The 16,297-nt window shown below is 67.0% G+C and carries 11 protein-coding genes and 1 tRNA gene; 1 reads left to right on the forward strand and 11 read right to left on the reverse strand.

Annotated features, from left to right (window positions below):
* Nucleotides 1–10 precede the first annotated feature (10 nt).
* From NTCA1_RS01865 to infA, 11 genes are all read right to left on the reverse strand, one after another.
* Nucleotides 11–1,030 (reverse strand): glycosyl hydrolase family 8, encoded by a 1,020-nt coding sequence (locus NTCA1_RS01865; protein WP_086490439.1) that lies wholly within the window; start codon nucleotides 1,028–1,030, stop codon nucleotides 11–13.
* Between the two features lie 34 nt (nucleotides 1,031–1,064).
* A complete protein-coding gene (bcsD, locus tag NTCA1_RS01870) occupies nucleotides 1,065–1,526 on the reverse strand; it encodes a cellulose biosynthesis protein BcsD (protein ID WP_086490438.1) in 462 nt (153 codons plus the stop codon).
* Nucleotides 1,523–4,978, reverse strand: a complete 3,456-nt coding sequence (locus tag NTCA1_RS01875; RefSeq protein ID WP_236549044.1) for a cellulose synthase subunit BcsC-related outer membrane protein — start codon at nucleotides 4,976–4,978, stop codon at nucleotides 1,523–1,525. Before NTCA1_RS01875 ends, bcsD begins: the two co-directional genes overlap by 4 nt.
* A gap of 8 nt (nucleotides 4,979–4,986) precedes the next feature.
* Nucleotides 4,987–9,489, reverse strand: a complete 4,503-nt coding sequence (gene bcsA, locus NTCA1_RS01880; RefSeq protein ID WP_159827717.1) for a UDP-forming cellulose synthase catalytic subunit — start codon at nucleotides 9,487–9,489, stop codon at nucleotides 4,987–4,989.
* Nucleotides 9,486–10,217, reverse strand: coding sequence for a cellulose synthase operon protein YhjQ/BcsQ (locus NTCA1_RS01885; RefSeq protein ID WP_086490435.1), 732 nt, complete (start codon nucleotides 10,215–10,217; stop codon nucleotides 9,486–9,488). Before NTCA1_RS01885 ends, bcsA begins: the two co-directional genes overlap by 4 nt.
* The gene (locus tag NTCA1_RS01890; RefSeq protein ID WP_086490434.1) at nucleotides 10,217–10,564 is read right to left on the reverse strand and encodes a hypothetical protein; all 348 of its coding nucleotides are present in this window, start codon (nucleotides 10,562–10,564) and stop codon (nucleotides 10,217–10,219) included. Before NTCA1_RS01890 ends, NTCA1_RS01885 begins: the two co-directional genes overlap by 1 nt.
* A 255-nt stretch (nucleotides 10,565–10,819) precedes the next feature.
* Nucleotides 10,820–10,895 (reverse strand) — tRNA-Phe (locus tag NTCA1_RS01895).
* Between the two features lie 121 nt (nucleotides 10,896–11,016).
* A complete protein-coding gene (locus tag NTCA1_RS01900) occupies nucleotides 11,017–11,229 on the reverse strand; it encodes a DNA gyrase inhibitor YacG (protein ID WP_159827719.1) in 213 nt (70 codons plus the stop codon).
* Nucleotides 11,226–12,200 carry a ribonuclease gene (locus NTCA1_RS01905; RefSeq protein WP_159827722.1) on the reverse strand — a complete coding sequence of 325 codons (975 nt, stop codon included), beginning with the start codon at nucleotides 12,198–12,200 and terminating at the stop codon, nucleotides 11,226–11,228. The genes NTCA1_RS01900 and NTCA1_RS01905 overlap by 4 nt, the downstream gene beginning before the upstream one ends.
* Nucleotides 12,193–12,780 carry a nucleoside triphosphate pyrophosphatase gene (locus NTCA1_RS01910; protein ID WP_236549045.1) on the reverse strand — a complete coding sequence of 196 codons (588 nt, stop codon included), beginning with the start codon at nucleotides 12,778–12,780 and terminating at the stop codon, nucleotides 12,193–12,195. The genes NTCA1_RS01905 and NTCA1_RS01910 overlap by 8 nt, the downstream gene beginning before the upstream one ends.
* Before the next feature lie 22 nt (nucleotides 12,781–12,802).
* Nucleotides 12,803–13,048: a translation initiation factor IF-1 gene (infA, locus tag NTCA1_RS01915; protein ID WP_007014967.1), complete on the reverse strand. Its 246-nt coding sequence runs from the start codon at nucleotides 13,046–13,048 to the stop codon at nucleotides 12,803–12,805.
* Nucleotides 13,049–13,614: 566 nt separating this feature from the next.
* On the opposite strand from infA, the gene NTCA1_RS01920 reads away from it, so the two are divergent.
* Nucleotides 13,615–16,161: a TonB-dependent receptor gene (locus NTCA1_RS01920; protein ID WP_159827729.1), complete on the forward strand. Its 2,547-nt coding sequence runs from the start codon at nucleotides 13,615–13,617 to the stop codon at nucleotides 16,159–16,161.
* Nucleotides 16,162–16,297 lie beyond the last annotated feature (136 nt).

Below are 16,297 nucleotides of genomic sequence, written 5' to 3' on the forward strand. Positions count from 1 at the left end.
TCGAGCAAACTCAATACCGCGCCAGCATCTGCAGCGAGGCGGCGTAATAATCGTTCGGCAGTGCCGAGGGCTGGGCGGTGCCCAGCAGCCTGCCGATCACCGCCGCGCCGCCTGACGAGATGGCGTAGTTCGCCTCCTCGCCCGTCACCACGTCGACCCAGGCCGGGATCGGCTTGTTCGCGGCCATGCAGGCGCGCCAGTAGGCGGCGATGTCGGGCACCAGCGATTGTCGTCCGCTGAGGGCTGCGTAGAGCGGCACGCGGATCGCGTCGTATCCGAAGCGCGGCGGCTTGTCGCGCGCGGGGGCGAGCTGGTCCGGCGCATTGATGACCACCCAGTCGGAGGGCAGGCGATGGGTTCCGAACCGCGCGAGACGGGTGATCGCCTCGCTGTCGCTGATGACGGGTCCCCAGGTCTGCTGACCGTCCAGCTTGGCGAAGGCATCCAGCGCGGGCCAGGCGAAGTAGGACGGATTGAGCGTGATCTCCTGTCCGTTCACGAAGCCCTGGATGCCCGGCAGCAGCAGGCGACGACCGTGGCGCTCGATCACGCAGTGGTTGCGGATGGCGGCGCGGATCTGGGCCGAGCGGGCGCTGTATTCGCTCTTGTTCCAGCGCTGCCCTGCCATGGCGAGCGCCCAGGCGATCACCAGATCGCCGTCGGTCGCATTGTTCTGGTCGGCCACCGGGTTGGGGGCGGAGGGATCGTAGCGCCAGGCGTGGAGCGCCATGTCGGGGCGGGAGAGTTGGCTCTGGGTCCAGGTCGCGATCCGGGCGAAAGCCTCGGCATCTCCGGCCTTGTAGGCGAAGAGCAGGCCGTAGCTCTGGCCTTCGCTGTGGCTGACGCCGTTGTTGCCGGTATCGACGATCCGTCCGTCGGGCTTGACGTAAAGGTCGCGCCAGGTCCGCCAGCTTGAATCGCGGACGGGCGAGCGGCTCTGCGCGTCGGTGTTGCAGGCAGCAGTCATCGCCAGCATCAGCCCCAAAGTGAAGTTGCGGCGATTGATGCCGCTGTCGAGAATAAGGTTCATGCCGATGCTCGTTCGTTGATCGACGGGAAAGGGTTCAGCGCCCGTGGCGCAGTTCGACCATGTCGCCCTGCCACTGGGCCACCGTGTGCAGCGCCGGACCGCTGCCCAGTACGCGGAACCAGGCGTCGTAGGCGCCCTGGAGCAGGCCGAGCAGCATCGTGTTCCAGCTGCCTTGCTGGTCCGCCGAAATCGCCTTGGGCAGGCTGCGGTGATGGACCACGATGGCATCGTCGCCCACGGCCAGCTGGATTTCACCCCAGCCGAGATCCTGCCAGAAACCGTTGATCCGCGCGGCGAGCACGGCAGCGTCGCTGACGCCTTCCAGCGGCTCCAGCGCGGCCATGCGCCTGCCGATGGCGGAGAAGAAGCCCTGCGCCTGGGCGGCGGGGGCGCCTTCGCAGACTTCCGCCGCGGCCATCATCGCGAAGAGCGCAAGGCCCCCGGCGCCGCTCTGTTCGCCCTCGGCACGGGGAGAGGGAAATGCGTGCAGTTTCATCGGCCTGTGCTCCCGAAATTCTGTCTCACGCCCAGTAAGCTCCGAAACTCGTCATAAGATCCGAAGGTATTGTAGCTGGCCTCGCCGCCGATGCGGGTGGTCGGGCTCAGCTTGTAGTAGATCGACAGGTCGCTGGAAACGGCGAAGCCGGTCTTGCTGATGCTGTCGTAATAGGATCGCACGTCGTTGTTGGCCGTCTTGAGCAGGTCGAGCGCGGCCTGAGCCTCGTCGTTGATGGGATAGAGGTTGGTCTGATCCTGCTTGTAGCTCTGGAAACCGGGCGTGAACGAGGCACGGATGTCGAACATTTCGTCTTCCATCGTGTAGTTCACGGGGAAGCCGACGCTGATGAAGTTCTGCGGGCTGAAATAGCCGCCATTGCCCCAGGTGAAGTAGTTCTGGCTCTTGTCGTAGCCCTGATAGTTCACGTTCAGGCCCACCGTCAGGTTCGAACGGGTGCCATGATAGGCGCGCAGGTAGCCGCCGACATTGGCCTCGAAACCGTCGTTGCGGGCGACGTTGGTGCCGCGGAAGCGATAATAGCGGCCCTCGGCATAGACGCCGTTGCCTTCCTCGTCATAGGAGAGCCCGGCGCCGCCCGCCGTGCGCATTACCTGGCCCCAGCGCATGCCGGTAACCGGATCGCGGGTTCCGGCATAGGACAGCACGCTGTCGGTCACCGGCTGAAGTTCGGCAAAGGCCTTGGCGCGCACCGTGTCGGTCAGCTTGGGGGTGGCTTCGGCGTGGAAGGTGGCCTTGGTCTTGCCCATGCCGACCGGCGTGGTGCCGCCTTCCAGCTTGACCACGTCGCTTTCGTAACCCGCGGTAAAAGCCACGCCCGATGCGTTCTGGGTTTCCGCCGAAGGGAATACCGAAGGCTCCTCGGCGACGATGGCCGCCGCCTCGATCAACCCGTTGAGGCCGAACCGGGCCTGGCCGGACTGGCTGGCCCGGCCCGCGTCGATCACCGAGGCTTCCGCCTTGACATAGACCCGGCCGCCCGGCGCATCGGTGGAGAAGCGTGCCGAGCCCTTGATCTCGTCGAGCTGGCTGAGGCCCGCTTCGCCCGAGCGGCGGCGATAGCCGGTGACGATATCGGCGCGCGGGCCGCTGTCATGGGCGAGATCGGCGATCTGCGACTGGATCTGCGCCATGACCGGGTCGGCGGAATAGGCCGTGGCCGAGCCTGCGTCGTTGCCTGGATAGCTGCCGTAACTGCCGCCGCCCGCAAGGCTCCCGCCTGCGAAATTGGCGCCCCCAAAGCTGCCGCCAGTCGCGGGATAGGGCGCCGCTGCCGTGGCCGGAGCGGCATAGGCAGGCGCCGCCGCGTAAGTCGAAGGGGCATCGTACCCGGCGGACGAACCATAGCTTGCGGCCGGGCTGCTCGGAATGCGGGTGCCGCCGCCGAGCGCGAAAGGATTGACCTGCTGCGGCGCGGCGACGGGCCGGTCGCGGAAGGGGTTGGAGCCACCTGCCGGGGTCATGGCGGCAAAGGGATTGCCGCCGGTCAGACCCTCGATCGAGGTGCCGCCCTGGCCGCGCGCGTAGAGGTTCTGCGCCTCCTTGAGGAGGTTCATCGCCGCGCGGTCGTTGCCGCGTGCGCGCTCCACGTTGGCGAGCGAGAGGCGTACCTGATAGTCCTGCGGGAAGGCGCGCAGCACGTCGTTCTGCGCCCGGCGCGACAGGTCGTTGTCGCCTGCCGCCTGCGCGGTTTCGGCAAGACCGAGCAGCGCGTCCTTGTCGCCCGGCTTGCGGGCGAGCACGAGCTGCCAGGTCTGCGCGGCGCGGGCGGGCATGCGGCCGGTCTGGTAGAGACGGGCGAGACCCGCAAGGATGTCCATGTTCTGGGGCGAGGCGCTCCAGGCATTCTGGAGGATGTCGAAGGATTCGGCGAAACGCCCGGCCTGCCGCGAACGGTCCGCCTGGCTGACGAGCAGGGCGGCGTTCATGCGCGCATAGGCCTGCTGCCCTTCGGCGGAGGTTCCGGCCATGGCACCGGCGCGCTGGAGCGCCTGCTGGGCCAGATCGTCGCGGCCGACGCGGGCGAGGACGCCGATCAGCCCTTCGTAGTCGGCCACGCCGCCGACCTGGCCCTGCATGGCATTTTCCGCCACCGAAGCGGCGCCCTGCACATCGCCCAGTTCGTAGAGGGCATTGGCGACGGCGGCCTGCTTGCCGACCGGAATGGCGGGCATGGCGCCGATCTGTCGCAACGAGGCGAGGGCCTGCGCCTGCTGGCCGCTCGCACCCATGGCCCTGGCGCGGTCGATCGCGGCGTCGGTCTTCACGCCGATGGCGAAGCTGCGCATCGGCGCGGTGCGCTGCGCCTCGGGGATCATCTCGATCAGGCGCGCGGCTTCCGGCGCGCGGCCGAGATCGTTGTTGAGCAGCGCGGCGGCATAGAGCGCGTCGGGCTGGTTCATCGAGACGAGCGAGCGGACCAGCGATTCCGCTTCCGGCAGGCGGCCGCGGCGGATCTGGAACTCCGCGAACTCGTAGCGGATCCAGGGGTCGGTGGGGTCGAGCACCAGTCCGTTCTGGAACTCGCGCATGGCGCCCATGTCGTCGTTGTTGGCGGCGGCGGCGAGAGCGCGGCCGCGCGCGGCGCGCATCTGCAGGCGCTTGTCGTCGGAACCGCCGCCCTGGCCCGCCTGGCGGTAAAGGTCGGCGGCGTCGGCGTAGCGGCCCTGCTTTTCATAGACGTCGGCCAGCAGTTCGAGCGCGGGCGCCGGTTCCTTGTAGCCGGAACGAACCAGCCCTTCGGCAACCGACTGGGCATCGGCAAGGCGGCCCTGGGCCACGAAATTGCGGGCATCGTCCAGCCCGGCGAAGAAGCGCGCGGAGGCGAGACCTTCGGCCCACTGGCTGGCCTTGCCGTAGCGCGAGGCCTGTTCGAGATAGTTGGCGGCTTCCGCGAAACGGCTTTCGCGCAGGCGCACCAGACCCATGCCGCCGAGTGCGTCGGGATCGCGCGAATTGACCGTGAGGGCGCGCTGGAACTGGTTGGAGGCGGATGCGAGGTTGCCGTCTTCGAGCGCGTCGAAGCCCGCGACGCGGGCCTGTCCGGCGCGATTGGCCGACGTGGTGGGCGCGGCGGCGACGCGGTCCGGTCGCTGGACCGGTTGGGGCGCCTGCGTGCGGGCCGGAGCGGGCTTGGGCGCCGGTTTCGACGCTGCCGCCTGTTTCGGAGCGGCTGGTTTGGGAGCAGCCGGCTTCGGCGCGGCAGGCCGGGCGTTCAGCGCCTGGTTCACCGAGGCATTGCCCGGATCGAGCGCTTTGGCGCGCCGCAGTGCCTGCTGGGCCAGATCCTCGCGGCCCTTGGAGCGCCAGTACTTCGCCTGTTGCAACAGTGCGTCCACGCCTGCCGCCTGGGCATGGGAGACGCCGGTGGTCATTCCCGTGGTGGCCGTGGAAAGCAGCAGGGCCAGGCCGACCAGGCGCAGGCGGGTCATCGCGGAACTCATGCGTTATCGTCCTGCTTGCCGAGGCGGCGCTGGGCCTGGCGACGGAAGTAGAGGTAGGTCGGGCCGGCCAGGATGGCGGCCAGGAACAGCGAGAACAGGCCCATCAGCATCGGGCGCTGGCTGAACCAGTAGGCGAGCTTCATCCAGACCGGCAGCGAGCCGATCCAGTAGCGGTCGCCGATGGCGAAGCTGGTCATGCCGTCCCCCTTGGTGACGGCAAGGTCACCCTGGATCGCGGCATTAATCTTCACGTCGGCCATGCCGTCGACAAGGGTGGGCAGGGCGCCCGCATTGTCGGCCAGCAGGGCGACGACGGTACGATCCGAGGAATAGGGCGAACGGAAGCTGACGATCCCCGAGAACCCGCGCGCATTGTAGACGAGCGGGGCGGCGGCCATCGGGTCGCTCTGCTCGGTGCCGCCGAAGAACGAGGTGGCATATTGCAGCGGAGAGCGCTCGGTGACTTCGAGGTGGCCGTTGACGTAGCGGACCGGCGCCTTGTCGAACAGCGAACCGGCGGAGGCCAGTTCGACGCCGCCGATGACGAGCACGTCCTGGTCCTGCAGCTCGCTGGCGCTGGCCGAGGAGCTGACGGTGATGGCGGTGACGGGAACGCCGGTGGAATCGCCGAAGCGGCCCATCAGCGCCAGGAACGCCTCGACCGACGTGGGCGAGGGGTTGGCGGCCATCACCACGGTCGTCTCGGCCAGATCCGGCGCCACCGTGAAGGGGAAGCCGGCGCCCGCGAACGTCGCGAGGTCGGGCATCAGGATGGCGTGGTAGGCCGAAGTCAGGTCGATCGTGCTGGTGGGATCGATCGAGGTGCGCACGTTCTCCGGCAGGGTGCCGGTACACTTCTTCTTGTCGGCGATGATCAGGTTGTAGTCGAGCGTCAGTTCGTTCTGGCCGAACAGGTTGTAGCGCGGCAGCACGACGGTGGCCGAGGAATCCTGGCTCTTGGCGCCCCGGGCGCCGAACAGGTTGCTCCACCAGGGCGAGCTGAGCGGCAGGGTCTTGAGGTACTGGCCGTTGAGCGAGGCATCGAGGCGCGAGGCGCGCTGGTCCAGCCAGTCGGCCACCGGATAGCGATAGGTCAGGTTCAGGCGGCCGCCTTCGCGGGGCCAGAAGAACAGGTCGGGCGCGACGCGGAAGCTGGCGCTCAGCGGGCCGGGGCGGAAGCCGGTGCCCTGGAGCTGGTAGCCGGTCATGATCTTGCCGAGCTGCACCGGCTTGTCGGTGGAGATCCAGCGCAGCGCGCCGTAGCGCGGCCAGGCGGGTATGCGCACGCCGTCGAAGGTCATGCGCTGTCCGCCGAACACGCCGCGTCCCAGCGCGACGGCACCGGCGGCGACGCGCAAATCGGCGTCGTTGCGGCCCATCAGCACGAGCAGGGTGCCGGTGGGGTCGACCGGGTTGCGCAGCGCGGCGGCAGCGGGGCCGGTGGCTGGGGCGATGTCGAGGCCGGGGATCGACTGTCCGGCCTTGAGGAAGACCACCGCATTGCCCTTCGGCAGCGCGCCGTAGACCGGCTTGAACGAGAACCCGCGATAGGACGCCAGCGATCCGAGCCACGATGCCGTTGCGGCGGCGGCTTCGAGTTCGCCCTTGTGCGGCTGTCCGGCGAAGACGAACGGCATGCGCAGGGGCACGTTCTGGCCCTTGTCGAAGAACGGCAGGGGCAGGCGCGAGAGGTCGGGCTGGAAGGTCAGCGCCTGATACTCGACGTCGAGGAACGAGCGGGTGTTGCTGATGTTCGTCCAGAGCGAGCTGTGGAACGGGTCTTCGCAGTCCCGCGCGTAGTGGCCCAGGAACCGGATGTTGAGCTGGTTGTCGCCCGGCAGCAGCAGCGCGGCGTTGACGGGGATGCGCAGCACCTGGCCGCCCGCCTCGCCGCGCGTCAGCGGCACCGCCTGCACGACTTCGCCGTTGACGATGACGACGAGCTGGCTGAGGTCGTCCAGCATCTGGGCCGACCAGGAAAGCTGGAGCGTGAGCACCGCCGAGGTGACGACGCGGTCCTGGCGCATGCCGAAGGGGATGCCGATCTCGCCCTGGGTGCCCTGAAGGCGGATGGGGCGCGAGACGCGCATGTCCTTGAAGGTCAGCCTTTCGCCGAGTCCGCTGCGCGGGGCCTCTGCCGCATCCGCCTGAGCGGCGCCTGCGGGCTTGTTCTGAGCCTGAGCCTGACTCTGCGTTTGACTCTGGGCCGGGCTACGCGCCGGAACCGGAGCAGCGTGGACTTCCCGGCTGCCGAACACGATCGTGGCGACGCCCAGCGCCAGCGCGGCGGCAAGGCCTGCCGCCTTGGCCAGCGGCAGCAGCGAGCGCTTGCCCTTACCGGAACTGTCTTTCTTGTCCGTCGGTGCGGGAAGATCGGGCGTGAGAGGTGCAAAGGCGGCCATCGCCCGGCGTTCTGAGAAATTGAGACGCAGCATGCGCTTGATCGTCACCATGTCGACAAGAATGATATCGGCCAGCGAGCGAAGCCCGCTGACTTGCGGATTGGGGCCGGTCGGCTGCCAGGCGTCGGCGCGGCCCATGACGGCGCGCACGAGATGGCGGTTGGCCAGCATGTCCAGCTGTTCGAAGCGGACATAGGCGTTGCTGGCGCGGGTACGCATGGTCCTCACCGGGATGGACAGGACTTCGTCGCCCATGGCCATGGTGATGTGAGTCACGTCGACGTCGCGCTGCGGCAGTTCGGCGGGCAGGGAAAGTGCTGCGCCGCCCATCGAGATGTCGATCGTGGTCGCGCTGACGACATGGCCCGAGGCGAGATAGGCGGTAACCGGAAGCGCCACGGGAATGCGAATGTCCTGCCGGGCCTGACGGGTCTCGCGCGCCACTGATACGGCGGCGAGCAGGATGATCAGGCTGAAGCTGGCCCAGGCGCAGTTCAGCACCAGCGTGTCGGTCTGGATGTTGAACATGTAGGGGAAGAACGCCCATTTCACGAAAGCCAGCAGCATGCCGCCGACGAGCAGGGCGATGCAGATCAGGTGCGGCTTGACGACGTCCCAGTCGAAATAGGTCTTGTCGAGCAGCGAGCCCTTGTCGGTCACGTTGAACTTGCCCTTGCGGGGCTGGAACCAGGTCATGACCGTCGGCTTCACGAGGTGGAAGGCCAGGATCGTCTCGTAGACTTCGCCCCAGAAGGGACGGCGATCGCCGCCCTGGGTGCGCTCGTTGGCGACCGAGGAGCAGAACAGGTGCGGCATCGCATAGGCGAAGATCAGCGAGGCGGAGGCCTGGATGATGTTCTGGCCGAAGATCAGGTAGGCGAGCGGGCTGGTCAGGAAGGCGATGCGCGGCAGCGGATACTGGAAGTGCAGCATCGCGTTCAGGTAACAAAGGCGCTGCTGCCAGGTCAGGCCCTTGCCGAACAGCGGGCAGTCGATGCGCAGGATCTGCGTCATGCCGCGCGCCCAGCGGATGCGCTGGCCGACGTGGAGCACCAGGCGCTCGGTGGCGAGACCGGCGGAAAGGCGCGCGCTGATATAGGCGGTGTTCCAGCCGGTGCGCTGGAGCTTGAGCGCGGTATGGGCGTCTTCGGTCACGGTCTCGCCCGCGAAGCCGTTGGTCTCCATCAGCGCCTCGCGGCGGATGATCGCGCAGGAACCGCAGAAGAACGCGGCGTTCCACAAGTCGTTGCCGCCCTGGACCGGGCCGTAGAACAAGTCGCCCTCGCCGGGCATCTCGCCCATGGTGGACGCGAGATTGCGCTGCACCGGATCGGGCGAATACATGTGGTGCGGAGTCTGGAGCAGGGCAAGGCGCGGGTCGGTCTGGAACCAGCCCACGGTCAGCTGCAGGAAGGCGCGGGTGGGAACGTGGTCGCAGTCGAAGATGGCGATCAGTTCGCCGTCGGTCTTCTTCATCGCCGCGTTGAGATTGCCCGCCTTGGCGTGGAGGTTGTTGTCGCGGGTCAGGTAGCCGCAGCCGGCCTCCTTGGCGAAGGCGCGGAATTCGGGACGCTTGCCGTCATCGAGGATGAAGATGCGGTAGCGATCGACCGGATAGTCGAGGTCCATCGCCGCGAAGACCGTGTTGCGCACGATCTCCAGGCTTTCGTTGTAGGTGGGGATGTAGATGTCGACCGTGGGCCAGGTCTCGGGATCGCCCTTGGGTTCGATCACCGGGCGGTCGAGCGGCCAGCTGGTCTGGATGAAGCCCAGGATCAGGATGACCCAGGCGTAGAGTTCCGCCAGGTAGAGACCGGTGCCGAACAGGAATTCGGGCAGGGTGCCGAACGCCAGCGTCTGCGTGGTGCGCCAGAACATGTAGCGCGTGGACATGAGCACGGCGAGCAGGCCGAGCGCCAGCGAACCCTTACGGCCCGGCCAGCGCTTCATCACCAGAGTGCCGAGAATCGTCACGCCCGCGAACATCCACTGGGCATTGGTGTCGAGAGGGACCCCGATCACCATGGCCGCGATCAGCGCGATCGGGACGATCGCCAGAAGTCTGACGGCGCGGTGCGAAACGAGATTTCGGATCATGCGGCGAGGCTCACCGGCGCTACCCAGGCACTTGCGGTCGAATCGAGCGTGGGGGCGACGGCCTCCGCGATCTGCTGCACGTCCGACAATGCGACGCTGGCGGGGGCATAGCGCCCGAGCGTCTGCAAGGTGGCGATGGCTTCGGGCACGGCCTCGTCCAGGCGGATCCGGCCGATCAGGCGCGACCCGGCCAGTTCGCGGATGAAGGCGGCGCCGTGGCGGCCGAGGCGGCGCGTTTCGTCCAGCGCGTTGATGACGAAAGCGGTGCGGGCCAGTCCTTCGGCTCCGGCCTCGCCGAAGACCTGCGGGAGCAGGGCCAGGGTATCGGGCTGCGCGGTGATCGTGCAGACATGGGCGCAGGCATGCTCGATCAGGCGCCGCGCAAGACGGGTTTCGCCCGAGGGCACGTCAACCACCAGCACGCGCTCCTTGCCGGGCTGGAAGTAGCCCAGCTCGCCCAGCATCGGCACGAAATCGAGATCTTCGGCCGCGCGGCGCCAGCTGCGCAGGTTGATACCGCCGACCAGCACGGCCTCATCGGCAGGGGCGGTGATCGCGGGCAGCGAGGTGGCGGGCGAAAGGCCGAAGTGCAGCGGCAACGTATCGCGCGCGGCGACGCTCACCACCGTGACGTCCGCGCCCTGCGCCGACAGTCCCATCGCCAGATGGGCGGCAACGAAAGTGTTCCCGGCACCCCCCTTGGGGCCGTGACATACGATCATCGGCATTAGATTTCCCCCCGTGCGCCAAGATCCGACAAATGACGCAGCATCGCTCGTACATCGCGAGCAGGCTCTTCAACAACTGATTTTGCAATCGAAGGCGAAACCGATTGTTGCTCGTAACGGCTGAAGAGGTTCTTCAGCGGCTCTGCGGACAGCTCCGGGTCGGAACTTTCGATCTCGGGCGCCGCATTTTCGACGTTGGTCTGGTCCAGCGTCTGCAGACGCGGATCGCGCAGCAATGCCTCCAGGATTGGCCAGAGTTCCAGGTCGGAAAAGCGGTCTTCGAATTCCTTATAGGCGAATTCGTTGCGGCCCAGGCGGTCCAGCAGATTCCTCGCATCAATGCGCATGACGATCCCCGTTGTTGCCTTGAGAGGACTGACAACTAATGGTTAACATCGTATTTATACGTGAAAGTCTGGTCCGAAAATCCCTGCATTTGCAGATTTTTCTCGAATCGGCAGCATTTCTGCCACCTATTCGGACCCTGTGTTCACTGTGGAACGCACCGAAGCGTTCGCCCCTCACTCTAGTCGGAAGCTAACGTTTGTAGATTTTCGGAAGGTTAAAGCCGCAAAGAAAAAGGCACCACCCTCCGAAGAGAGTGGTGCCCGGGGACGGGATCGAACCGCCGACACCATGATTTTCAGTCATGTGCTCTACCAACTGAGCTACCCGGGCCAACCATGCTTGACCAAGCTTTTCAGCGAATTTTCCGACTGCCGGAGCGGCCGTTCGCTGCTGGTGGCGGGCCTATGGAGAACATGAACCGGCTTGGCAACCCTAAAATGACAAACGCGTTTCAATCGTCTTGTGGATAAATGTCCGGGTCCGGGATTTGCGGCGCGGACGGGCCGGGAAGGGCATAGCCGTCTCCCAGCCATTGCAGCAGGTCGCGGTCACGGCAGGCCTTGGAGCAGAACGGGGCGTGTTCCGCCTTGCGGGGCTTTCCGCAGATCGGGCACTTGGCATTGGCCCTGATGGCATTGGTACTGAGGGGGGTGTTTTCGCTCATGACGAGATCGCCTGCGCGAATCCGCCGCCCAGTGCAAGGGCGGCATCTTCCCGCCAGGCCAGCCTGCGTCCGGTGCGGCGCGCGAGTTCCGCTTCCCATTCGGGGCGCACTTGCGCCCGCACGCGGGGATGAGCGGTCAGCAGCAGCGTTCCCGGCGCCTCTATGCGTTCGGCCTGTCGCAGCAGGAGGCGGGCACAGGCCCCGGCGCGGTCGTGGCGCAGGCGGTGCAGCATCGAGGGGCGCTCCAGCCGGGCCACGAGATGGACGAACCCGAAGCCGTTCATCGCCGTGCGCTGGTGCGGCCAGTGATCGAGCGCGGCGGCGACGGCCTCGTCCACGGTGCGGCGATCCTCCTTGCCCTCCAGCGAGGGAAAGTCGATGCCGATCGAGCCGCCGAGGTCGAACATGTCGACGGCGCGGGCGATCGCCGGGATCGCGGCGAGGGCCAGTGCGCGCGGGGGCAGGGTGCCGTCGATGTCGATGAGGGTCATGGCCGGGGTCGGGATCACCAGTATCGCGCCGCCGTCGAAGGCGATTTCTCCGTCCAGGGCCTCCGCGAAGATTTCCGGCCAGGGATCCTCCGGGAAAGCGCGGAGCTTGCGGACGGGCAGTCCGCCGGACCGCAGCGATTCGGCAAGCGGCGGCGCAGGGCGAGGCGCCAGCCGCGTCTCCTTGGCCTGGGCGCGCTTGAGGCGGCCGGTCTCGGCCATGGCGGCGCGGGTCACGACTGCGCGGAGCGGCGCGCCTTCGCTGGCTTCTGCGGAAAGCCCGTCGACCAGGGCCTCTTCGCCGGAGGGAAAGCGCAAGGTGCCGCGCCGGGCGCCTTTCGCGCGGGCGATCAGGACGGCGTCCGCGATTTCACCGGGAAGCAGGCCGCCGTCCCATTGCAGCCGTGCGGCCAGGACGTCCCCGTTCTCGACCAGGACCGCGCGGCTTTCGCCGATCCCGTCCTCGACCAGCCATTCAGCCAATCGCGAATCCTGCCGCTTTCAGCAAGGCGCGGGTTTCGAACAGGGGGAGGCCGACGACGCCGGAATGGCTGCCGCTGATCGAGACGATCAGGCCTTCGGCGCTGCCCTGGATCGCGTAGCCACCCGCCTTGCCGTCCCATTCGCCGCCGAGGATGTAGGAATCGATTTCCTGCCGCGACAGCGGCTTGAAGCGCACGACCGTCTCGGAAAGCCGTTCGCGCAGGCTTTCGTCTGGCGATTTCAGGGCAATGGCGGAAAGCACGCGGTGGCGGCGGCCGGACAGCAGCGCGAGGCAGGCCCGCGCGGTGGCTTCGTCTTCGGCCTTGGGGAGAATCCGGCGTCCGCAGGCGACCACGGTGTCACCGGCCAGGACATGAGTGCCTTCTGCGTGGATGGCCAGCGCTTTTTCGCGCGCCATGCGGCGGGCATAGGCGCGCGGCACTTCCCCGGCGTTCGGAGTCTCGTCGATGTCGGCGGCCATGATCGCGGCGGGCGTCAGGCCCAGCCGACCGATCAGTTCGCGCCGACGCGGGCTGGCCGAAGCGAGCACCAGCCGCGGTTCTTGCGGGGAAGCCGTCACGTCTCCCTCGGGAAACGCGAGATCAGTACTGACCGGGGCCACCGCGACCAGGCATGAAGCGGTAGGTGATGCGACCCTTGGTGAGGTCGTAGGGGGTCAGTTCGACGAGCACTTCGTCGCCCACCAGAACGCGGATGCGGTTCTTGCGCATCTTGCCGGCAGTGTGGCCGAGGATCTCGTGGCCGTTTTCCAGCTCTACGCGGAACATCGCATTGGGCAGGAGTTCCACGACCCGGCCGCGCATTTCAAGGAGTTCTTCTTTCGCCATCGGCGATCAATACCTGTGAGCTTGCTGCATGATTGCGGCGCGCCATAGCCACGACTCACCGAAAATGGAAGCCTTGCCGTTCGAAGTCGCGGGTGCGGCTTGCCGATAACGCATTTTCATGCCGCGCCGTTTCAAAAATGCCGCACGAATATTTGTAGGGTTGTTTGAAAATCCGCCCTTGGCGGATTTTGGCGGCACCGGCCCACGCCCCCACCCGACCTCCCACAACAGTGTATCCTGGATGGGAGGTCGGGTGGGGGCGTGGGCCGGTGCCGCAAGCCATTCGCGGATGCGAATGGCGCACCCAACAAAGACTCGGGCCGTCGCCGCATTAAAAATGCCCATCGGGCATTTTTTAGAAAACCAACCACCTGCGACAACTGCGCGATAGGTGCGACAAAAAGTTACGCGCCGCTGTCTTGCAGGACCTTCGCAGTCGCGGCATCAGCCCGGTGGACCTTGTGTAAGGTTCGAAAAGGGCGGGGAAAGTTCCGCCGTGACGGAGATTTAAATTGCGGCGCGTTCATTTCGTCCCCCTGCTTGGGCCTTTGTTTGCCGGTGTCTGTGTGCCGGCGCTTGCCCAAGCTCAGGCACTTTCGTCTCCCACCGCCGTGACGGTGGCGGCGACGTCCGTGGCGGGAGCAGGGATTGCCGCGCCGGGCGACGCGACGGATCCGGCAGGCCCGCAGGACGACGAGAAGGACGATGATCCGCTGGAAGTGACGGGCGCCGACATCGTCGTCGTGGCGCCGCGCATCCAGGGGCAGCTCGATGTTCCCAACCAGCCGATCGCGACGTTCGACGAGGACGACATTGCCGCCTACGGCGTGGATTCGATCGGCGACCTGATCGACGCGATCTCGCCCCAGACCGGCAGCGGACGCGGGCGCGGCACGGGAACGCCGGTGATCCTGGTCAACGGCCAGCGCATCACCAGCTTCCGCGAGATGCGCAACATCCCGCCCGAGGCGATCCGCAAGCTGGAAGTCCTGCCCGAGGAAGTCGCGCTGCGCTTCGGCTATTCGGCCAACCAGCGGGTAGTGAACCTGATCCTCAAGGACAGGTTCTCGGCCACGACGGTCGCGGGCGAATACAATCGCCCGACGCGCGGCGGTGCCGACAATTACGAACTGGAAAGCGGCGTGGTGAAGATCGCCGGGCCGCGCCGCTATAACTTCAACGCCAAGTATACCGACACCTCGATGCTGACCGAGGACGAGCGGAACGTGAAGCAGGCCGAGGGAACCCAGCCCACCGTGGCGGGCGATCCCGATCCGGCGCGCTACCGCAGCCTGGTCTCCGCCGATTCCGAACTCGTCCTCAACGGCACGCTCACCCAGAACTTGGGCGAGCAGGGGCTGGGCGGGTCGATCACCGCCAATGGCTCCTTCACCCACGGCGAAACCACCTCGCTCTCCGGTCTCGACAGCGTGACGCTGACCGCGCCTTCGGGCACCAGCGCCTTGCGCACTCTGCCCGATCCGCTGACCACCCGCGTCGTCACCGATACCTTCGAGGCAGGGCTGGGCTATAACACCATGGTCGGCCGCTGGATGTTCAATGTCACCGGCGACGGCAGCTATATCGATGCCAATACGCGGATCGACCGCAAGCGCGACCTTTCCTCGCTGGAGGACGCGGCCGCGGCGGGCACGCTCGATATCGCCGGCGCGCTGCCTTCGATCCCCGGCGCGGGCGTGGATACGGCGCGCAGCCGCACGCTTTCGCTGTCCTCGCTCGCCACGCTTTCCGGCATGCCGTTCAGCATGCCCGCCGGCGACGCCAACCTTACCTTCAAGGGCGGCTACGATTTCAGCCGCGTGCAGAGCGAGACGCGGTCGGACACCTTCTCGCAGAGCACGCTGACGCGCGGCGACGTTTCGGCGGGCGTCAACCTGGCGGTTCCGCTGACTAGCCGCGGGGACTTCCTCGGCGGGATCGGCGATCTGGCGCTCAATCTCAGCGGCGGGCTCAACCATCTTTCCGACTTCGGCACGCTCACCAACTGGAGCGCGGGGCTGACCTGGTCCCCGACCGAGAAGCTGTCGTTCCAGGCCAGCTACATCGTCGAGCAGGCGGCGCCGACACTGGCCCAGCTCGGCGCGCCGAACGTGCTGACCTACAATGTCTCGGTCTACGACTTCACCACCAATTCCACCGCGCTGGTGACGGTGCTGAGCGGCGGCAACCAGGATCTGGCCAAGGAAACGCAGCGCGACATCAAGCTCTCGGCCACATGGGAGCTGCCGTTCATGGAGCGCTCCAATCTCCTTGTGGAGTATTTCCGCAACCGCTCCTCGAACGTCACCGAATCGTTCCCGATGCTGACTTCCGCGGTAGAGGCGGCCTTCCCGGACAGGGTGCAGCGCGATGCCGACGGCAACCTGACTTACGTGGACCAGCGCGCGGTGACCTTTGACAAGGAAACCAGTTCCAGCATCCGCTGGGGCCTCAACTTGTCCGGCAATCTGGGCAAGCAGCAGGAAGGCGGCTTCGGCGGTCCTCCGCCGGGCGCAGGCCCCAGGGGTGCCGGTCCTTCGGGGGCTGGTCCGCAGGGCGCGGGGGGCAAGCCTGGCGGGGCGGGCGGTCCTCCGGCCGGTGGGCCACCTCCGGGCGGTCCCGGCGGAAAGGGCGGGCGCTGGAACCTCTCGGTCTACCACACCTGGCGCTTTACCGACCGCGTGACGATCGCGGACGGGGTGCCCGTGCTGGACCAGTTGAACGGCGAGGCGCTCACTTCGGGCGGGGTGCCGCGCCATGCCATCGAGGCCGAGGGCGGCGTCTTCAAGAACGGCTACGGCATCCGCCTCAAGGCCGAGTGGGACGCGCCCACCCATGTCAACGGCAGCGGCGCGCCGACCAGTTCGGACTTGCGCTTCGGCAGCACGTTCGACGTGAACCTGCGGATCTTCGCGGATCTCGGCAAGAATGCCGATCTCGTGGCGAAAGTGCCATTCCTCAAGGGCGCGCGGCTTTCGCTGGTGGCGGACAACCTGCTCGATTCGCGGCAGAAAGTCACCGACCAGAACGGCGACGTTCCGCTGGCCTACCAAGCCGCCTACCGCGCGCCGGAGGGCAGGGTGCTGGGCATAGACTTCCGCAAGATGTTCTGAACCCCACGTCGTCCCGGACTTGATCCGGGACCGCTGGCAGTTCTTGAGGCGATAGCTTGCGGGAGAGGCGCCCTGCCGTGGGGTGGGCCGTTCACGGCCAGCGGTCCCGGATCAAGTCCGGGACGACGGTCTTCCC

It is taken from the genome of Novosphingobium sp. TCA1 (genome assembly GCF_009811895.1).
GTDB lineage: Bacteria > Pseudomonadota > Alphaproteobacteria > Sphingomonadales > Sphingomonadaceae > Novosphingobium > Novosphingobium panipatense_A.

What these genes read in the sequence shown, in the direction of transcription:
- bcsD (WP_086490438.1), bottom strand. Translation starts at nt 1,526, where the DNA reads ATGAAACTGCACGCATTTCCCTCTCCCCGTGCCGAGGGCGAACAGAGC.
- NTCA1_RS01865 (WP_086490439.1), bottom strand. Translation starts at nt 1,030, where the DNA reads ATGAACCTTATTCTCGACAGCGGCATCAATCGCCGCAACTTCACTTTG.
- NTCA1_RS01900 (WP_159827719.1), bottom strand. Translation starts at nt 11,229, where the DNA reads ATGAGCGAAAACACCCCCCTCAGTACCAATGCCATCAGGGCCAATGCC.
- NTCA1_RS01890 (WP_086490434.1), bottom strand. Translation starts at nt 10,564, where the DNA reads ATGCGCATTGATGCGAGGAATCTGCTGGACCGCCTGGGCCGCAACGAA.
- bcsA (WP_159827717.1), bottom strand. Translation starts at nt 9,489, where the DNA reads ATGATCCGAAATCTCGTTTCGCACCGCGCCGTCAGACTTCTGGCGATC.
- NTCA1_RS01885 (WP_086490435.1), bottom strand. Translation starts at nt 10,217, where the DNA reads ATGCCGATGATCGTATGTCACGGCCCCAAGGGGGGTGCCGGGAACACT.
- infA (WP_007014967.1), bottom strand. Translation starts at nt 13,048, where the DNA reads ATGGCGAAAGAAGAACTCCTTGAAATGCGCGGCCGGGTCGTGGAACTC.
- NTCA1_RS01875 (WP_236549044.1), bottom strand. Translation starts at nt 4,978, where the DNA reads ATGACCCGCCTGCGCCTGGTCGGCCTGGCCCTGCTGCTTTCCACGGCC.